This window comes from Sphingopyxis sp. PAMC25046 (assembly GCF_004795895.1).
Lineage (GTDB): Bacteria > Pseudomonadota > Alphaproteobacteria > Sphingomonadales > Sphingomonadaceae > Sphingopyxis.
Genome location: NZ_CP039250.1, coordinates 22,187 through 37,755, shown reverse-complemented (window position 1 = coordinate 37,755; position 15,569 = coordinate 22,187). Strand labels below are relative to the sequence as shown.

Below are 15,569 nucleotides of genomic sequence, written 5' to 3'. Positions count from 1 at the left end.
GGTGATCGATGCGCTTCATTACGGCCTCGGCGGCGTGTCGGGGGTACTGGTCGGCTTCGTTCTCGGGCTCGTCGGCGGCGGCGGGTCGATCCTTGCCGTGCCGTTACTCCTGTACCTCGTCGGCGTGAAGAACCCGCATGTCGCGATCGGGACCAGCGCTTTCGCGGTAGCCGCGAATGCCGCGATCGGACTGTGGAATTACTCGCGCGCCGGCACGGTCAACTGGCGCTGCGGCTTCATCTATGCCGGAGCGGGGGTCGTCGGTGCCTTCGCCGGATCGACCCTCGGCAAGAGCATCGACGGGCACCAATTGATGTTGCTGTTCGCTCTTTTGATGATCGTGGTCGCCATCCTGATGTTCCGCGGACGCGGCAACGAGGGCATCGAAGGCGCGATGTGCAGCCGCGAGAATGTCGGCAAGGTCGCTGGTTATGGCCTCGGCACCGGCGCCTTCTCGGGCTTTTTCGGGATCGGCGGCGGCTTCCTGATCGTCCCCGGCCTTGTCGCTTCGACGTCGATGCCGATCCTGCGCGCGATCGGCACCTCGCTGGTCGCGGTGACCGCCTTCGGACTCACGACCTCGTTCAACTATGCGCTGTCGGGCCTCGTCAACTGGCCGCTCGCCGCGGTGTTCATCATCGGCGGGATGGCAGGCAGCGCGATCGGGACCCGCGCCGCACGTATTCTGTCGACCGACAAGGGCAGGCTCAACATGATCTTTGCCGGCTTCGTGATGTTCGTCGCCGTCTACATGCTCTGGAAAAGCTGGGCCGAACTGGCGGGATAATCGGGAGAAATGGCATGTTGCGAACGATCGAGGCAAATTTGATACCGTCGCCGCACATCGGGGCACTGATCGACCCGCTGTTTCGGCTGCTCATCAGCCTCATCTTCATCATCGGCGGCATGAGCCATTTCGGCCAGCATCGCATGATGCTCGACCGATGGAGGAATCGCCGTTGGCTCCGACGGTCGGCATAATCAGAGATCCATCGGTGCTGTTGTGGCTGTCGGGTATCGCCTTCGTCGCCGTCGGCCTGACGCTGGCTATCGGATTTATGACACGAGCCTCGGCGCTCATCCTTTTTGCGACCGTTGTGCCGGTTACCGTGGCAGTTCACCTCGTTCCCGATCCGTCGCACGTCGGGCCGCTTTTCAAGAATGTCGCCATTTTCGGCGCGCTGTTGCTGATCTGGTCGCGTGGACCGGGGGCCTTCGCCTTGGACAATCGGCCCACTGCATGCGGCGGCGAAAAATGATATTATTCAAACCAGCACCTCCTCTTGGAGAACGATGATGATCGAACAGGAATGGGCGATCCTGCTCGCCCGTATTCAATTTGCCTTCACGGTCAGCTTTCATTTCCTGTTTCCAGCCTTCTCTATAGGCCTCGCGAGTTTCCTCGCCGTGCTCGAAGGACTGCGGCTGAAGACCGGCAAGGGCGTCTACGCCAACCTCTACCGCTATTGGCTCAAGATATTCGCGGTGGTTTTTGCGATGGGCGTCGTTTCGGGCATCGTCATGTCCTATCAGTTCGGCACCAACTGGTCGGTCTTCTCCGACAAGGCCGGACCCGTCATCGGACCGCTCATGGCTTATGAAGTGCTCACCGCCTTCTTCCTCGAGGCGGGTTTCCTTGGCGTCATGCTGTTCGGGATCAACAAGGTCGGCCGCAAGCTCCACTTCGTGGCGACGCTCGCGGTGGCCCTCGGTACCTTCATCTCGGCCTTCTGGATCCTGTCGGTGAACAGCTGGATGCAGACCCCGGCGGGCTTCGAAATGGGTGCAAACGGCCAATTCCTTCCCGGCGACAGCTGGTTGCCGATCATCTTCAACCCCAGCTTTCCCTATCGCCTCGTCCACACCGTCCTTGCCGCCTATCTGACGACGGCCTTCGCCGTGGGCGGCGTCGGCGCTTGGCATCTGCTGAAGGACCGGCAGAACCCCGGCGCGCGCAAGATGTTCTCGATGGCGATGTGGATGGCGGCGATCGTCGCGCCGATCCAGGTCGTCGCGGGCGATTTCCACGGCCTCAACACGTTGGAGAACCAGCCGGTCAAGGTCATGGCGATGGAAGGCCATTATCAGAGCCACCCCGATGGCGCGCCGCTCATCCTCTTCGGGATACCGAACAGCAAGGAAAAGCGCGTGGACTATGCCGTTGAAATCCCGAAAGCCTCTTCGCTCATCCTCAAGCATGACCCGGACGCGCCCCTGAATGGCCTCGATACCGTTTCCGATGCCGACGAACCGCCTGTCGGCATCGTCTTCTGGGCCTTTCGCATCATGGTCGGACTGGGCATGGCGATGGTCGGGATCGGGCTGTGGAGTCTCTTCGCGCGCACGCGCCGCCGGCTCTATGACATGGGCTGGCTGCACCGCGCCGCCGTCGCGATGGGGCCAAGCGGCTTTGTCGCCGTCCTCGCCGGCTGGGTAACGACCGAGGTCGGCCGCCAGCCCTTTACCGTCTACGGCCTGCTCCGCACCGCAGACAGCGCGTCGCCGCTCGACGCGCCCGCGGTCGCGGCGTCGCTGCTCGCCTTCATTATCGTCTATTTCGCGGTGTTCGGCATGGGCATCTGGTACCTGCTGCGGCTCATGAAGAAGCCGGCTGAGGCGCATGAGGCGGCCCTTGACGGTATGCCGATCCGCTCCGCCGGGATTACGCCCGCCGCCGCTGTCATCGAAGGAGAAGGCGCATGATCGACCTGACGATTATCTGGGCCTGCATCATCGGCTTCGCGATCATCGCCTATGTCGTGATGGACGGCTTCGATCTCGGCATCGGCATCCTGTTTCCCTTCTTTAAGGTAGGCAAGGATCGCGACACAGCGATGAACAGCATCGCGCCGGTGTGGGACGGCAATGAGACATGGCTCGTCATGGGCGTCGGCGGACTCCTCGCGGCATTTCCACTTGCCTATGCGATCGTTCTTCCCGCGCTCTATGCGCCGATGATCGCCATGTTGCTCGGCCTCGTCTTTCGCGGCGTGGCGTTCGAGTTTCGCTGGCGCGACCCGGCGCACCGCGCGTTCTGGGATCGCGCCTTCACGCTCGGCTCCATCGTCGCGACCTTCGCGCAAGGCATCGCCCTCGGTGCGCTGCTTCAGGGCATCACCGTCAAGGGCCGCGCCTACGCCGGTGGGTGGTGGGAGTGGCTGTCGCCATTCAGCCTGCTGACGGGTGTCGGGCTGGTTGTGGGCTACGCCCTCTTGGGCGCATGCTGGCTCAACTGGAAGACCGAAGACGCGCTACAGCGTCAGGCCGTGACCTACGCCGGGCGGCTCGGCATCCTGCTGCTCATCATGATCGGCGCGATCAGCTTCGCCACGCTGACGCTGGAGGCGCAATATCATCAACGGTGGCTGAGCTATCCTGGCGTGCTTGCGACCGCGCAAGTGCCGCTGGCGACGGTCATCGTCACCTTCCTCTTCTATCGCAGCCTCCGCCTGAAACGCGACGCACAACCGTTTCTCTGGGCTCTTACGCTCTTTGGGCTCTGCCTCGTCGGTCTCGGCGTCTCGATCTGGCCCGACGTGATCCCGGCGCGCGTCACGATTTGGGACGCGGCCGCTCCGCATCGCAGCCAAGTCTTCATGCTCGTTGGCGCCGCGATCATGGTACCCATCATTCTTGCCTATACCGCATGGTCCTATTGGGTGTTTCGCGGCAAGGTCGGACAGGATGGCTATCATTGACGAAGGCCACACTTCGCAAGCTCGCCTGGTTCGTCGGCATTTGGGCAGCCAGCGTCTCGGCGCTGACCGCACTGGGCCTGATATTACGAACCATATTGAAGGGATAATTGCCCGTTCCAGACGTCGATGACTGCGGCGGGCGATAATGACATCGTCGAATTAGAGGCCGGCCGCCAGCCGCCCTGGGCCGAGAAGCGACGGTTCGCTTTGGGGAGCCACAGGCGCGAAGCGGACAAAGCGTCGCAGATCTATTGCGCCCCATGACGCCCTCGACATAAGCAGATGCTTATGCCTGCGCTCATAAGCGGTTCGCCGATGGCTAGGCGGCTTTGACGATGGTCAGATCCTTCAAATAACGAAGGAAAAGACCATGTCTATCTCGCCCCGTTTCGATTCCGAAGAATTTGCAGACAAACCGGTTCGCTCGCGTCGTAGCTGGGACCCTGTCGTGAAAATAACCCACTGGTCGATCGTGACCGCCATCATCGCAAACGCGCTGTTCACCGAAGAAGGGTCTGGCGTGCATACATGGGTCGGCTATGGACTGGCCGCCATCCTCGCGCTTCGCCTGCTGTGGGGAATGATAGGACCGCCCGAGGCTCGCTTCTCGGCCTTTCCCCCTAGCCCCCGGCGAGCTCTTGCTCACCTGCGGGATATCAGGGTCGGCAAAAAGGAGGTTCATCGCTCGCACAACCCGCTCGGCGCGTTGATGGTTTATGCGATCTGGAGCATGCTCGGCGTCATCCTCGCTAGCGGCATAGCTATGGCGGGACCTCCTTCGACGGCCTTTCTCGATCGGCCGGCGCTGTCAGGCGAGGTCAGCCGGCAGCTGGTCGTAGAACAGGTCAATCATGACGACGATGAGCAGGCCGAAGGCGCAGGCCGCGAGGACGGCGTGTGGGAAGAAGTCCACGAAACGGCCGTCAATCTGCTCTACGTTCTTATCGCGCTGCATATCGCAGGGGTAGCCTTCGAGACGCGCCGCAGCGGCCGGGAAATCCTGTTGGCTATGTTGCCCGGGCGCGCGTAAACCGTGGCCATGCAGGAAAGACGAAGATCGCTGGAACGCCGGGCGGTCGTGACCACCTTTCTGGTGATCCTCCAGGCCCTGGCGACGATCTTCTTCATCGCCGACGTCGCTGGCGACCTCGCCGAAGATGGCTGGAGCATGCACCTGCTTGTCGAAACCGGCGCGACCGTCGCGCTTCTCGCCGGGGTCGTCTTCGGCGCGCTGCAGCTGCGGTGGCTGATCCTTCGCGCCCGGCTGGACGAGACCGCAGTCGCAACGGCGCGCGGCGCGATGTCGGACCTTGTCCGGCAGCGATTTCTCGACTGGCAACTGACCGGTGCCGAGGCCGACGTCGCGCTCTTCGCGCTCAAGGGCTTCGATGCTGCCGAGATTGCGCATCTTCGCGGCGCGGCGTCTGGGACGATCCGGGCGCAGCTCGCGCGCATCTACGCCAAGGCCGGAGTGCATTCGCAAGTCGGCCTGATAGCCCTGATGGTCGAAGACCTTGTCGACGGCGACGCGATCAAACCGGCCGAAGCCAAACCGCAGGGGAAAAATGGATGAGAAGCCACCGCGAAAGCCATCTTGTGTCGCGCATCGGCTGGCTGCGAGCCGCCGTTCTGGGCGCCAACGACGGCATCGTCTCGACCGCAAGCCTCATCATGGGCGTCGCCGCATCGGGGGCCCCGCGCTCCGCGATCCTTGTCTCGGGAATTGCCGGGCTTGTCGCAGGCGCGATGTCGATGGCCGCCGGAGAATATGTCTCGGTGAGCTCGCAGTCGGACACCGAGCGATCGGACATCGAACGCGAACGGCTCGAACTGGCCACAGACCCTGAGGCCGAACTTGAGGAACTTGCCGGCGTCTATCGGGCGCGGGGCGTCGATGCCGATGTCGCGAGAACCGTCGCCATCCAGATGACCGCGTTCGATGCGCTCGGCACCCACGCCCGCGACGAGCTTCATATAACCGATATGACCTCGGCACGGCCGATCACCGCCGCGTTCACCTCAGCCGGTACTTTCACTCTGGGCGCCCTGCTCCCCGTGCTGGCGGCCGCCCTGCTTCCCTTGGGATTGCTTATTCCCGGCGAAGCGTTCGCATCGCTCCTTTTTCTCGCCCTGCTCGGATGGGTCGGAGCAACCGCCGGCGGATCAAGACCGTTGAAGCCTGTCGCGCGCGTCGTCTTCTGGGGGGCGCTCGCCATGGCGCTGACGGCAGGTATCGGACGACTGGTCGGAACCGCCGTCTAACCGCGAAGGAACAGGCGCTTGGACATTATCGGGTTTGCGCTGGCGGTGCTGCTGATCGAGTTGACGCCGGGCCCGAACATGGCCTGGCTCGCCGGGCTTGCCGCAACCGAAGGCCGGCGTTGCGGCCTGTCCGCCGTCGCAGGCGTCGCGCTGGGCCTGCTCGCGAACGGCGTTCTGGCAGCCTTGGGGCTGGCGGCATTGCTGCAGGCTGCCCCGCAGCTCTGGAACATCCTGCGCTTCGCCGGCGCGGCAATGATGCTGTGGCTTGCTATCGAAGCATGGCGCGGCACCGGCGATGGATCACGATCCACACGGCCGGTCAGCTCGCCTCGCCGCGCCTTTGCGACCGGCGCCTTGATCAATCTGCTCAACCCGAAGGCTTATATCTTCTTCCTGGTCGTGGCGCCGCAGTTCCTGAACGGCGAGGCGTTCGGCATCCGCGCTGCGCTTATCCTGTCGGTTGTCAGCGTCGCCATCGCGACATCGATTCACCTGTCGATAGTCATCGCCGGAAGCGCGGCGCATGAATGGCTATCCGACCCGCGGCGCACCAAGATTGTGGGGCGGGTATTCGCTGTGATCATGCTGGCTGTTGCGCTGTCGTTTCTTCTGACCGATCTGGGCTAGCAGAATTTTTGTGCGGTCGCTTCTCATGGCGTGGACTGGCCGGAAGCGGTCAGGCTGCTTTTAGGCTCAGAACCTTAGGAAGCCGACACTGTCGCTGCCGCCCACTCCACCACCAGAGCGGCCTATTCAATAGGTGACTGTGACGACGATCGTATCGCTATAGGCGCCTGCTCGCACATTCTGACTGGAAGGTATGCGCCCATAAACAGGCACCGTTCGATCAACCACCAGTAGTCCTGAAAAAGTTTGCGTGACCCGCGCCGAGCCACCCGTGCCATTCCCCCACACCTGCGTTCGCGCTGCGTTTGTGTAGAGATTATATGGAAGTATCTGCGCGCCGCTTCGCATCGTCCGGGCGGCATAATTACCCGATGATCCCGTGCTAAGATCGATGTTGAATGAACCGTTGAGCGCCACGAGCAGCGTACAACGCACGCGGACCGATCCCGCGGCGTCATCCGAGGTTGGTGCAAGCGTGTCGTAGGTTCCGAAACTGACGCCGGTCGCGGTGACTGTGCAGGTACAAAATGATAAAGGATTGCAGGCGGCCTCAGCCGGCGCCGGACGATAAAGACAGGCGACGAGCAGTATCGCAAGCAGGGCACGAAAAACGGTGCGCTCCGTCATTGGCCCGCCCTCGCTTGGCACGGAAGCGGACCGATCCGGGGAAGCACTTCCTCGGGCAACTTCGCCGATATGGTAACACGGCATGTGCCCTCTGCCGTGTCGATATCGAGTGTCATATCCTGGCGCGTCTCGCGCACGAAGATTTCGCCGCCGTATCCGACGAAGGCGCTTTCGCCGAGACTTGTAAGGATAGTCGCGCCGACTTCGACCGGACCGTCGGCGGGCATGGCGACCACTATCGTCGCCGGGCGGTCACGCTTGACGCCGAAGCGCGCGCGCGCCGCACCGCGAAAGCGCGGAACAACCAGAATATTATCGTCGGGCATTCGCGCATCGAGCGGCAGATCGGACGGTGCGAGCGAGATCCGATTCTCCTCGTACGGCCGGAGGTCGGGAAGAATGGCGCGGCCGTGATCGTCAGTCCGCGTAACCAGCCGGTTTTCCTGATAGATGCGGACACCCGACTGTCCCGGCACCTCGACGACCGCGAGTCCGTCTTCGACCCGGCGCGTTGCGTAGGCGCGCTCGCCTGCAATCAGCAGCCCCCCGCTCGCGAGTGCGCGAATGCCCAAATCGCCATCGAAGCGCGCTGCCTCGAGGCTGACCTCACCGACATCACCGCGCCAATTCAGCTCGGCTTGCTGGCGATCGGTTTCGCCGGTGCTCGTTGCCAGGCGATAGCCCCATCCCCCTTCGGTCGGCGCTGTCTGCCTCAACTCGGCCAGGACGTTGCGGCTGTCTGCCTGCACATAAGCGCTCCTGCGCGGCCCGAATGGCACGGTGACGCCGATGCCCGCCGTCGTTTCCCAGCGCGCGTTCTCCGCCCTCGTCCGGAACGCGAAAAGATTGAGATAGGCGAGATTGCCGAGCGACACACTGTAATTGCCCGACAGCACACGCGTGCGATTGCCATCGGCATATTCGAGGTCGGTCCACGACAAGGCCGCATTTCCAAAGCGGCCGAGCGAGACGCCAGCCGTTGCCTGAAACTGCTTCGTAATCCGGTCGCGATCGAAATCGATTCCCAATTGGTCGAAATCGCGCGTCGCACGCTGATAGCTGACGGCAAGGTTCCAGCCGGGCGATATGCGGCTGTAATAAACGCGGTATAGTGCCCCTTTCCCCTCTTCACCTCGCGACACCGCCCCCGCGACACCGAACTCGCCGATCGCCGGCCAGACGATATTGGCGCCCGCGCCTGCCATCTGCACCGCTTCGCTGACTTCGGCCCGCCCTTCGAGCGTGAGCCAGTCCGTTATACCGCGGCGATAACTGCCCGCAGCAAAGGCGGCGCCATAGTCGAAGCTGCGAAAACCATAGCCGCGGCGTTCGGCCCCCGCTTCGAGCGACCAGGCCGACAGGCCGCGGCGCAGGAGGCGCGAACTAACATAATAGGAGCTCTGCACTCTGCGTTCGACACCGAGCGCATCGCGAAGCACCAGCGTGACCTCGCCCGCTCCGGTGACGATCGGTGCCTGGTCGATCGTGAAGGGTCCTTGGCCGACGCGCGTCTGATAGCGCAGCGCGTCGTTGACGAGCAGTTCGACGTTCGATGGCACCGCCGCGCGATCGGCGAATTCGGGCACCGGGAAGGTGACGAGTCCCGGCTGGACGCCGAACTCGGTCCCATAACGAATCCCGCCGAAGCGTATCTGGCGTGTCCATTCGCGCGCATCGGTGACCGTGTCACCGACGACGAGCCGCGTCAGCCGCTCGGGAAAATCGCGGAGATAATAGCTGTCGAGGCGGGTAACTCCATCGGCACCGCTGGCATTACCCACGGTCGTCGTGCCAGCCACCAACCCCCAGTCGTCCGAAACGCCCGCCTCCAGAAACGCGCCGCCGGTCACGCGGTCGTCATATTCGAGCGAGAGATCATAGTTGAGGAAGGCGGCGAACGCCCCCGGCGTCGGCCGGATCCGGCCCGAGGCCACGGCGATCCGCTGACGGATCAGGCTGTCGTCGGCGACCGAGAGCAAGAGGCGCTGCCGCGCATCATCGAAGGTGGCGACGAGGCCCTTGATGGCCGACAGCGGTAGCATCGTTTCGCCGTCGAGCTGAATGGCTTCAGCTGCCGGCCGGACAATACGCCAGCTGTCGAGATCGTCGGGGCGCGCCCAAAATCCATCGTCGCGGCGCGCGATCAGAAAGAGGCCGGGTTGCGCAACGTCGTTGATCACGACTTCGACGAGCATCAGCGCGTCAGCGGTCTCCGCGCCCCGGGCAACTGGCAGGAAGCCGGGCGGCTGCGCCCTCCCATCCGAGCCATGACCAAGGAGGCAGAGCGCGCCCATGATCAGGCTAGGGCCGCGCTTCACGCGTTGCCGCTTCCACGGAAAGGTCGATCGACCGTTCGCCCTGATCTGTCATGGCGCCGAGTTTTAGCACCTCTCCGACACGCACGGGCGCCGAGGTCTTGAGGGCTACCGCTGCGCTTTGTCCGGGCAGAATATAGACCGACATGTCTTCGCTAGCGAGGCTCGTGCCGCCGGGGCGGCTAAGCGAAAGCCGGTTGAGCTGCACATGGACATTACCCGAGTTTCGGATTTGGAGCGCTATGCCGCCATCTGCGGCGCGCGCCGCCTGCCACGATAGTTGCACCCTGGGAGCGGCCGGCGGCACGAAGATCGGAACGCTGATGCGCAGCAGCGTCCTCACTTCTCCCGGCGTTGAGGGGCGCCCTATCGGCACTTCCTCAAGGAGGACGCGGTAGGATTTTTCCGTGGCCTCCGGTGCGGTGCGCAGACCGAAGCGCGCGATTTGCGTGCCCCCGGGCTTGACCTCGAACAATCCGGGATTGGCGAGGATATCACGCGTTTCTTCAAGCACATCTTCACCGCCGACATGCCGCCAACCGAACACGCGCAATTGCAGTCGCGTCGTCTCGTCGCCGTCGTTTGTAATCGTCATCATCTGGACACTCTCGCCTTCCGACAGCTCGATACGCACCGGGTAGAGGCGCAGGGACCCCGCCGCCAGAGCAGTGGAAGCCAATGACGCAAAGCCAATGGCGAGGATCAAACGAGTGACTGCGCGCACTGCAGCAGCCTAATAGTTGACCGTTACCGTGATGGTATCCGAGTAGCCGCCCGCCGGCACGTTCTGGCTCGGCGGGACGCGCCCGTAGACAGTTAGCGTCGATGGGGTTGCCAACGCCGTCGTCGGCGGCGGCGTATTGGTACCCGGCGTATTGCCCCAGATCGTGGTGCGCGCGGCTCCCTGATAAAGAGCGTAATTCAGCGCGCTCGCGCCATTGGTCATCTGACGTGTCGTGACGGTCGCGCCCGGCGCCGTGCCCGCATTGAGTCCCACCGTGAAAGAGGTGCCGACCGTGCAGAGCACCGAAAGCGTCGTTGTCGCATCGAGCGGCGCCGTCGCTGTCGGATCATAGCTGCCGAAGGCCAGCGGATTGGCCGAAACCGAACAGGAGGTGAGAACATTCGCCGTGACTGGGAAGGTCGTCGTCGCCGTCTGCGCATGCGCGACCCCAGCCATGAAAAAACCCGTAACAACAAGACCAAGGGACGAAACTTGATTGCGCAGCGACATGGGAGTCTCCTTACCGGTTATCCCTCGTCCCCATGCGCAAAAAGCATGTCAGTCGCCTTGGTCGAATACAACCGAGAGGAGTCGAATTCGTCGTGGCCGATGCACGGTTCGCCGACCAAGCATAGTAAATTTTGTTAACCTTTATCGATATTTAGGTAGACAGAGACAGTCAGAATCTGACCTCTGCCACCGTTTGCTCGAACTTCGCCGTGTCCGCGGGAGCCAAATCGCCGGACAGCGAGTTGTCCAGTTCGACGGGCATCGTCTTGGATACAGCATGCACTTTTCCATGCCGATGGTCGGCGCAAGAAATGGCGGGCTTCGCGATCTCGGATTGGGTGCTCCCGTCCGCTGGCAACCTAACCGAGCACGGAGAGACGACCGTTGCGCCAACTGTCAGCCGGCCTTCGCGCGGTTCTGCGGCTGACGCGGACCAGAGCACAAGCGGCCCCACCAGCCCGGCAATTACAAGAAAGACTGGCACGATGTTGCGCATAATTATCCCCCGCGAAGGGTTCAATCCGCTAGCCGGAGAAGCTTACAAATTCGTTGCTCAAACTGGCCGATTGCCGTCGGTCTGCTTCTGGCGCAATGTTCGCTAAAGCGGACAAGCAACGAGGCGGAGGCTCTTGAAGCGCCTGCTGGCTCGTCAATACGGGATAGGCCTTCCATCCCAGCCGAAGAACCCGCCGCTATCCATCGGCGATAGCTGGTCGATGACGGCCAGGATGTGCATCGCGCTTTTATCCGCACTAAAGAGCGTTGATTCAGCTACTCGCGCCTGAAACGGCTCCGAGAGCGGCGTGTCGACAGTCCCGGGGTGCAGTGCCGCGACGATTGCTTCGGGATTGCTGCGGCCGAGCTCTATCGCGAAGCATCGCACCAGAGCATTGAGTGCCGCCTTGGAAGCGCGGTAGCTGTGCCATCCGCCAAGTCTGTTATCCGCAATCGAACCAACGCGAGCAGAAAGGAATATCGCGACCCCTCGTTGCCGCCGGGCAAGCAAGGGAAGAAAATGCTTTGCGACGAGCGCGGGCCCGATGCTGTTCACAGCGAAGACCTCGGCCATCACCGATGCTTCAAGCTGCCGGAGGCTTTTTTCAGGACGGATGTCCGTTCCGCGATGCAGGAGCCCCGTCGCCACGATCAACAGGTCGAGAGCGCCATCTTGGGCAATCTGGCGACTTGCGTCGGCCAGCGTGTCGTCGTCCAATATGTCGATCGTCAGCCTAGTTACTTTGGAATGGTGCGCCGCACGGAGCCGCCTGTTCCCGGCATATATGCGGTCAAATTGACCAGACGCTGCCAGTTGATGGACAAGCGCGGCGCCGATGCCGCCGCCGCTTCCGATCACCAAGGCGCGCTTGCCGTTCAAATGCCTCTCCTCACGGCCACAAAGCCGGCCCGGTTTCCAGAGGCTTTAATCGGCGGCGTTTCGATATCCCATATGCCTCAAAGGGAAGGTGGAGCGGTGCCTAGAAGCCGGCCTCGACCGCGAGCCGGATTGCATCGGCCGTGGTCTCGACGCCGAGCGCACGCAGCAGCGCGGCGCGGTGCATCTTGATCGTCCGCTCCGACAGCGAAAGCGAGAACGCGATCTGCTTGTTGAGCTGGCCGCTCGCCATCAGTTTCAGCACCTCGCGCTGCCTCGGCGAGAGCGCCTCGATCTGGGCGCGCGCTCGCGCGCTCCGTCCTCCAACCGCCTCGCCGGCCTCGTCGACCTCGATTTGCGAGCCGAGAAAATATTCGAGAGTGCCGCCGGGGCCAAAGATTGGCGCCACCAGCACGGCATTGCGGAAGGGCGTTCCGTCCTTCCGGTAATTGAGGATCTCGACGAGCGCTGGCCTCTGCTCCCGGATGGCGGCCCGCAAGGTCTCGGTCAGTTCGGGTTCGGTGTCCGGCCCGGAGAGAAAGCGGCAATTGCGCCCAAGGATTTCGTCCGGTCCATAGCCGGTGAGCGCCGAGAAGGCAGCGTTGCACTCGACGATCGGATTGTCAGGCAGACGCGGGTCGCTGATCACCGCGGCGATCGGGCTGGCCGCGATCATTGTCTTCAATGACATAGTATCTGCCTGCTCTCCCCTGGGTGCCCCAAGGGACATGTTGCGACACTTCCCCTCGCTCATGCAAGCCTGCGTCGATGACAATTGCGACGAACCGGAAAAAATTACGCATGACGCCCAGCAGATTGACGGCACAGTCATGCTTACGGGCGGCCGTAGGACATCGTGCGAGTCCACTTGGCGACCGCGAGGCCATGGTCTGATGCGGGTTGCGATCATCGGAGCGGGTATTGCGGGGCTCGCCTGCGCCAGGCGGCTGCGCGATGCAGGGCTGGAGGCGACACTCTTTGACAAATCCCGCGGCATCGGCGGCCGCCTCGCGACCCGCCGCGCCAATCCGGGCAACCCCGAGGTCGCATTCGATCATGGCGCAACGCATTTCACGGCACGCTCGGAAGGCTTTACCAGGCTCGTAGCAGCGTGGGAGAAGGCAGGCCTCGCCGCGCGTTGGCCGGCCGCCGGCGCGGACAGCTGGGTTGGCACGCCGGCAATGACCACGCCGCTCAAAGCTCTCGCGCACGATCTCGATGTCCGCCTGTCGCGACCGGTCACTGCCCTCACCAAATCGCACGCGGGCTGGACGCTCCACAGCGAGGCCAAACGGCTCGGTAAATATGATGCGGCGGTGATCGCCATCCCCGCCGAGCAAGCGGCTCCGCTTTTGTCGCTCCATGATTTCGAGATGGCGCGCGCAGCCATGGCGGTGCGCTACAATCCCTGCTGGACCGCGATGTTCGCCTTCGATGAGCGGATCGAGGAGCTTCCCGATTTCCTCCGCGGCGCTGGTTCACTCGTGACGGCCGCACGCGAAAGTGCAAAGCCCGGCCGCGCGCCGGGCGAGCGGTGGGTCGTGCAAGCCGACTGGTCGTGGTCGGAAGCACATCTCGCCTGCGACGGCGCGAGCGTGGCGCCAGCGCTTCTCGCCGAACTAGGCAAGATCGCCGGTCGCGACTTGCCCACCCCAAGCCATATCGCGGCCCATCGCTGGCTATTCTCGCAGCCCTCGGGACAGGATCTGAAGCTGCTCTGGAACGCTGCCATTGGTCTCGGCGCCTGCGGCGACTGGCTCTATCACGGCTTTGCCGAATATGCGTGGCTGTCGGGCCATATACTCGGCGCGGCGATCGCCGCCGGGGCGCCGCAATGACCCGCGCGATCGTCATAGGTGCCGGCATCGGCGGCCTTGCGCTCGCCATCCGTCTCCAGTCGGCGGGCCTCGATACGCTGCTTGTCGAAGCGCGCGACCGGCCGGGCGGTCGCGCCTATGTCTTCGAGAAGGACGGCTTCACTTTCGATGCCGGGCCGACGGTGATCACCGATCCGGCCTGTCTTGCCGAGCTTTGGGAACTGAGCGGCCAGCGGCTCGAGCGCGATGTCGATCTCGTTCCGGTCTCGCCCTTTTACCGGCTGAGCTGGCCCGACGGATCGACCTTCGATTATGGCAATGACAAGGAGGCGCTCGCCCGTCAGATCGCCGCGCTCGATCCCGCCGATGTGGCGGGATATGAGCGATTTCTTCGCTATTCCGCGTCGGTTTACGAGGAAGGCTATGTGAAGCTCGGCGCCGTGCCCTTCCTCGATTTCCGCTCGATGCTGAAGGCGGCACCCGCTCTTTTGCGGCACCGTGCCTGGCGCTCGGTCTATAAAACCGTCGCGAGCTATGTTCGGAGCGAGAAGCTGCGCGAGGCTCTATCCTTCCACACCTTGCTTGTTGGCGGCAACCCGATGGCGACGAGCAGCATCTATGCGCTCATCCACAAGCTCGAACAGGATGGCGGCGTCTGGTATGCGCGCGGCGGCACCAACCGGCTCGTCGCCGGCATGGCCGCGCTGTTCGAGCGCCTCGGCGGCACGCTGAGGCTCGGCAATCCCGTCGCCCGCATCGACACCGAGGGCGACCGCGTGACCGGCATCGTGACGCGAAGCGGGTTTACGGCGCGCGCCGATCTTGTCGCCTCGAACGCCGATCTCATGCACAGCTACCGCGACCTGCTCGCGCATCCGCGCGGGAAGTGCGAAGCCAAGCGCCTTGCGCGCAAGAGCTGGTCGCCGAGCCTCTTCGTTCTCCATCTGGGGGTTCGCGGCGCCTTCCCCGAGATACCCCACCATATGATATTGTTCGGTCCACGCTACCGCGGTCTTCTCGACGACATCTACCGGAACGGGACGCTCGCCGATGATTTCTCGCTCTACCTTCATCACCCGAGCGCAAGCGATCCGGGCGTCGCGCCGGCGGGCCACAGCAGCTTCTACGCGCTTGCGCCGGTTCCGCATCGCGGCCACGCCCCACTCGACTGGGAGGTCGAAGGGCCCAAATTGGCGAAGCGTATCATCGCCGAGATCGGGCGGCGCCTGATCCCGGACCTTGGCGAGCAGATCGTCACGCAAATCCAATATGCGCCGCCCGACTTCGAACAGGATCTCGCCGCGCATCTCGGGAGCGCCTTCAGCCTTACGCCAACACTGCTGCAGAGCGCCTATTTTCGGGGGCACAACCGCGACGCGCGCATCGAGAACCTTTATTTTACCGGCGCGGGCACGCATCCCGGCGCGGGTATTCCGGGGGTCGTCGCGAGCGCGAAGGCGACGGCGAGCCTCATTCTCGGCGACTTCGGCATCAGAACTGCGGCAGCCCGCGATCCGGGCGCTCGCGACCGAATATTCTCCGGGCGTAATGACGCGGCAGGAGATGTCATGCCCGGCTGATCGCAAGGACATTCCGGTTCTGCCGGCGGCCAGCGCC

18 protein-coding genes are annotated in these 15,569 nt (G+C 63.4%); 11 read left to right on the top strand and 7 right to left on the bottom strand.

Going from position 1 to position 15,569, the window contains the following annotated elements; translation table 11 throughout:
- The first annotated feature begins 1 nt into the window (after position 1).
- From E5675_RS00235 to E5675_RS00195, 9 genes are all read left to right on the top strand, one after another.
- Positions 2-787, top strand: coding sequence for a sulfite exporter TauE/SafE family protein (locus tag E5675_RS00235; RefSeq protein ID WP_136172918.1), 786 nt, complete (start codon positions 2-4; stop codon positions 785-787).
- Positions 788-944: 157 nt separating this feature from the next.
- A complete protein-coding gene (locus E5675_RS00230; protein ID WP_247594729.1) occupies positions 945-1,259 on the top strand; it encodes a DoxX family protein in 315 nt (104 codons plus the stop codon).
- A 37-nt stretch (positions 1,260-1,296) separates the two neighbouring features.
- On the top strand, positions 1,297-2,703 hold the full coding sequence (locus tag E5675_RS00225; protein WP_136176265.1) for a cytochrome ubiquinol oxidase subunit I: 1,407 nt from the start codon (positions 1,297-1,299) through the stop codon (positions 2,701-2,703).
- The gene (cydB, locus tag E5675_RS00220) at positions 2,700-3,698 is read left to right on the top strand and encodes a cytochrome d ubiquinol oxidase subunit II (RefSeq protein WP_136172917.1); all 999 of its coding nucleotides are present in this window, start codon (positions 2,700-2,702) and stop codon (positions 3,696-3,698) included. The genes E5675_RS00225 and cydB overlap by 4 nt, the downstream gene beginning before the upstream one ends.
- Complete coding sequence (locus E5675_RS00215; protein WP_247594728.1) at positions 3,695-3,805, top strand: DUF2474 family protein; 111 nt, start codon at positions 3,695-3,697, stop codon at positions 3,803-3,805. The genes cydB and E5675_RS00215 overlap by 4 nt, the downstream gene beginning before the upstream one ends.
- A 263-nt stretch (positions 3,806-4,068) precedes the next feature.
- Complete coding sequence (locus tag E5675_RS00210; protein ID WP_136172915.1) at positions 4,069-4,728, top strand: cytochrome b/b6 domain-containing protein; 660 nt, start codon at positions 4,069-4,071, stop codon at positions 4,726-4,728.
- Positions 4,729-4,776: 48 nt separating this feature from the next.
- Positions 4,777-5,271 (top strand): hypothetical protein, encoded by a 495-nt coding sequence (locus E5675_RS00205; RefSeq protein ID WP_210727583.1) that lies wholly within the window; start codon positions 4,777-4,779, stop codon positions 5,269-5,271.
- Positions 5,268-5,960: a VIT family protein gene (locus tag E5675_RS00200; RefSeq protein ID WP_136172913.1), complete on the top strand. Its 693-nt coding sequence runs from the start codon at positions 5,268-5,270 to the stop codon at positions 5,958-5,960. The genes E5675_RS00205 and E5675_RS00200 overlap by 4 nt, the downstream gene beginning before the upstream one ends.
- Positions 5,961-6,005: 45 nt before the next feature.
- Entirely contained in the window at positions 6,006-6,587 is a 582-nt protein-coding gene (locus E5675_RS00195; protein ID WP_247594727.1) for a LysE family translocator, read from the top strand.
- Between the two features lie 126 nt (positions 6,588-6,713).
- On the opposite strand, the gene E5675_RS00190 is transcribed toward E5675_RS00195, so the two are convergent.
- The 7 genes from E5675_RS00190 to E5675_RS00160 all read right to left on the bottom strand — a co-directional run bounded on the left by E5675_RS00190 (position 6,714) and on the right by E5675_RS00160 (position 12,826).
- A complete protein-coding gene (locus E5675_RS00190) occupies positions 6,714-7,214 on the bottom strand; it encodes a spore coat U domain-containing protein (protein ID WP_136172912.1) in 501 nt (166 codons plus the stop codon).
- Positions 7,211-9,532 (bottom strand): fimbria/pilus outer membrane usher protein, encoded by a 2,322-nt coding sequence (locus E5675_RS00185; protein ID WP_247594726.1) that lies wholly within the window; start codon positions 9,530-9,532, stop codon positions 7,211-7,213. Before E5675_RS00185 ends, E5675_RS00190 begins: the two co-directional genes overlap by 4 nt.
- The gene (locus E5675_RS00180) at positions 9,516-10,253 is read right to left on the bottom strand and encodes a fimbria/pilus periplasmic chaperone (RefSeq protein ID WP_247594725.1); all 738 of its coding nucleotides are present in this window, start codon (positions 10,251-10,253) and stop codon (positions 9,516-9,518) included. The genes E5675_RS00185 and E5675_RS00180 overlap by 17 nt, the downstream gene beginning before the upstream one ends.
- Before the next feature lie 9 nt (positions 10,254-10,262).
- Positions 10,263-10,763, bottom strand: a complete 501-nt coding sequence (locus tag E5675_RS00175; protein ID WP_247594724.1) for a spore coat U domain-containing protein — start codon at positions 10,761-10,763, stop codon at positions 10,263-10,265.
- 169 nt (positions 10,764-10,932) lie between these two features.
- On the bottom strand, positions 10,933-11,259 hold the full coding sequence (locus tag E5675_RS00170) for a hypothetical protein (protein ID WP_136172911.1): 327 nt from the start codon (positions 11,257-11,259) through the stop codon (positions 10,933-10,935).
- A gap of 153 nt (positions 11,260-11,412) precedes the next feature.
- Complete coding sequence (locus E5675_RS00165; protein ID WP_247594723.1) at positions 11,413-12,138, bottom strand: SDR family NAD(P)-dependent oxidoreductase; 726 nt, start codon at positions 12,136-12,138, stop codon at positions 11,413-11,415.
- Between the two features lie 100 nt (positions 12,139-12,238).
- Positions 12,239-12,826: a PAS domain-containing protein gene (locus tag E5675_RS00160; protein WP_168707763.1), complete on the bottom strand. Its 588-nt coding sequence runs from the start codon at positions 12,824-12,826 to the stop codon at positions 12,239-12,241.
- Between the two features lie 202 nt (positions 12,827-13,028).
- Between E5675_RS00160 and E5675_RS00155 the strand changes: the two genes are divergently transcribed.
- Together E5675_RS00155 and E5675_RS00150 are read left to right on the top strand one after the other, a co-directional pair.
- Positions 13,029-13,973: an FAD-dependent oxidoreductase gene (locus tag E5675_RS00155; protein WP_168707762.1), complete on the top strand. Its 945-nt coding sequence runs from the start codon at positions 13,029-13,031 to the stop codon at positions 13,971-13,973.
- Positions 13,970-15,532 (top strand): phytoene desaturase, encoded by a 1,563-nt coding sequence (locus tag E5675_RS00150; protein ID WP_136172910.1) that lies wholly within the window; start codon positions 13,970-13,972, stop codon positions 15,530-15,532. The genes E5675_RS00155 and E5675_RS00150 overlap by 4 nt, the downstream gene beginning before the upstream one ends.
- Positions 15,533-15,569: the final 37 nt, after the last annotated feature.

Excerpts from the sequence above, each read along its gene's own strand:
- E5675_RS00230 (WP_247594729.1), top strand. The coding sequence starts at position 945 with ATGGAGGAATCGCCGTTGGCTCCGACGGTCGGCATAATCAGAGATCCA.
- E5675_RS00225 (WP_136176265.1), top strand. The coding sequence starts at position 1,297 with ATGATCGAACAGGAATGGGCGATCCTGCTCGCCCGTATTCAATTTGCC.
- cydB (WP_136172917.1), top strand. The coding sequence starts at position 2,700 with ATGATCGACCTGACGATTATCTGGGCCTGCATCATCGGCTTCGCGATC.
- E5675_RS00210 (WP_136172915.1), top strand. The coding sequence starts at position 4,069 with ATGTCTATCTCGCCCCGTTTCGATTCCGAAGAATTTGCAGACAAACCG.
- E5675_RS00200 (WP_136172913.1), top strand. The coding sequence starts at position 5,268 with ATGAGAAGCCACCGCGAAAGCCATCTTGTGTCGCGCATCGGCTGGCTG.
- E5675_RS00190 (WP_136172912.1), bottom strand. The coding sequence starts at position 7,214 with ATGACGGAGCGCACCGTTTTTCGTGCCCTGCTTGCGATACTGCTCGTC.
- E5675_RS00175 (WP_247594724.1), bottom strand. The coding sequence starts at position 10,763 with ATGTCGCTGCGCAATCAAGTTTCGTCCCTTGGTCTTGTTGTTACGGGT.
- E5675_RS00170 (WP_136172911.1), bottom strand. The coding sequence starts at position 11,259 with ATGCGCAACATCGTGCCAGTCTTTCTTGTAATTGCCGGGCTGGTGGGG.
- E5675_RS00160 (WP_168707763.1), bottom strand. The coding sequence starts at position 12,826 with ATGTCATTGAAGACAATGATCGCGGCCAGCCCGATCGCCGCGGTGATC.
- E5675_RS00155 (WP_168707762.1), top strand. The coding sequence starts at position 13,029 with ATGCGGGTTGCGATCATCGGAGCGGGTATTGCGGGGCTCGCCTGCGCC.
- E5675_RS00150 (WP_136172910.1), top strand. The coding sequence starts at position 13,970 with ATGACCCGCGCGATCGTCATAGGTGCCGGCATCGGCGGCCTTGCGCTC.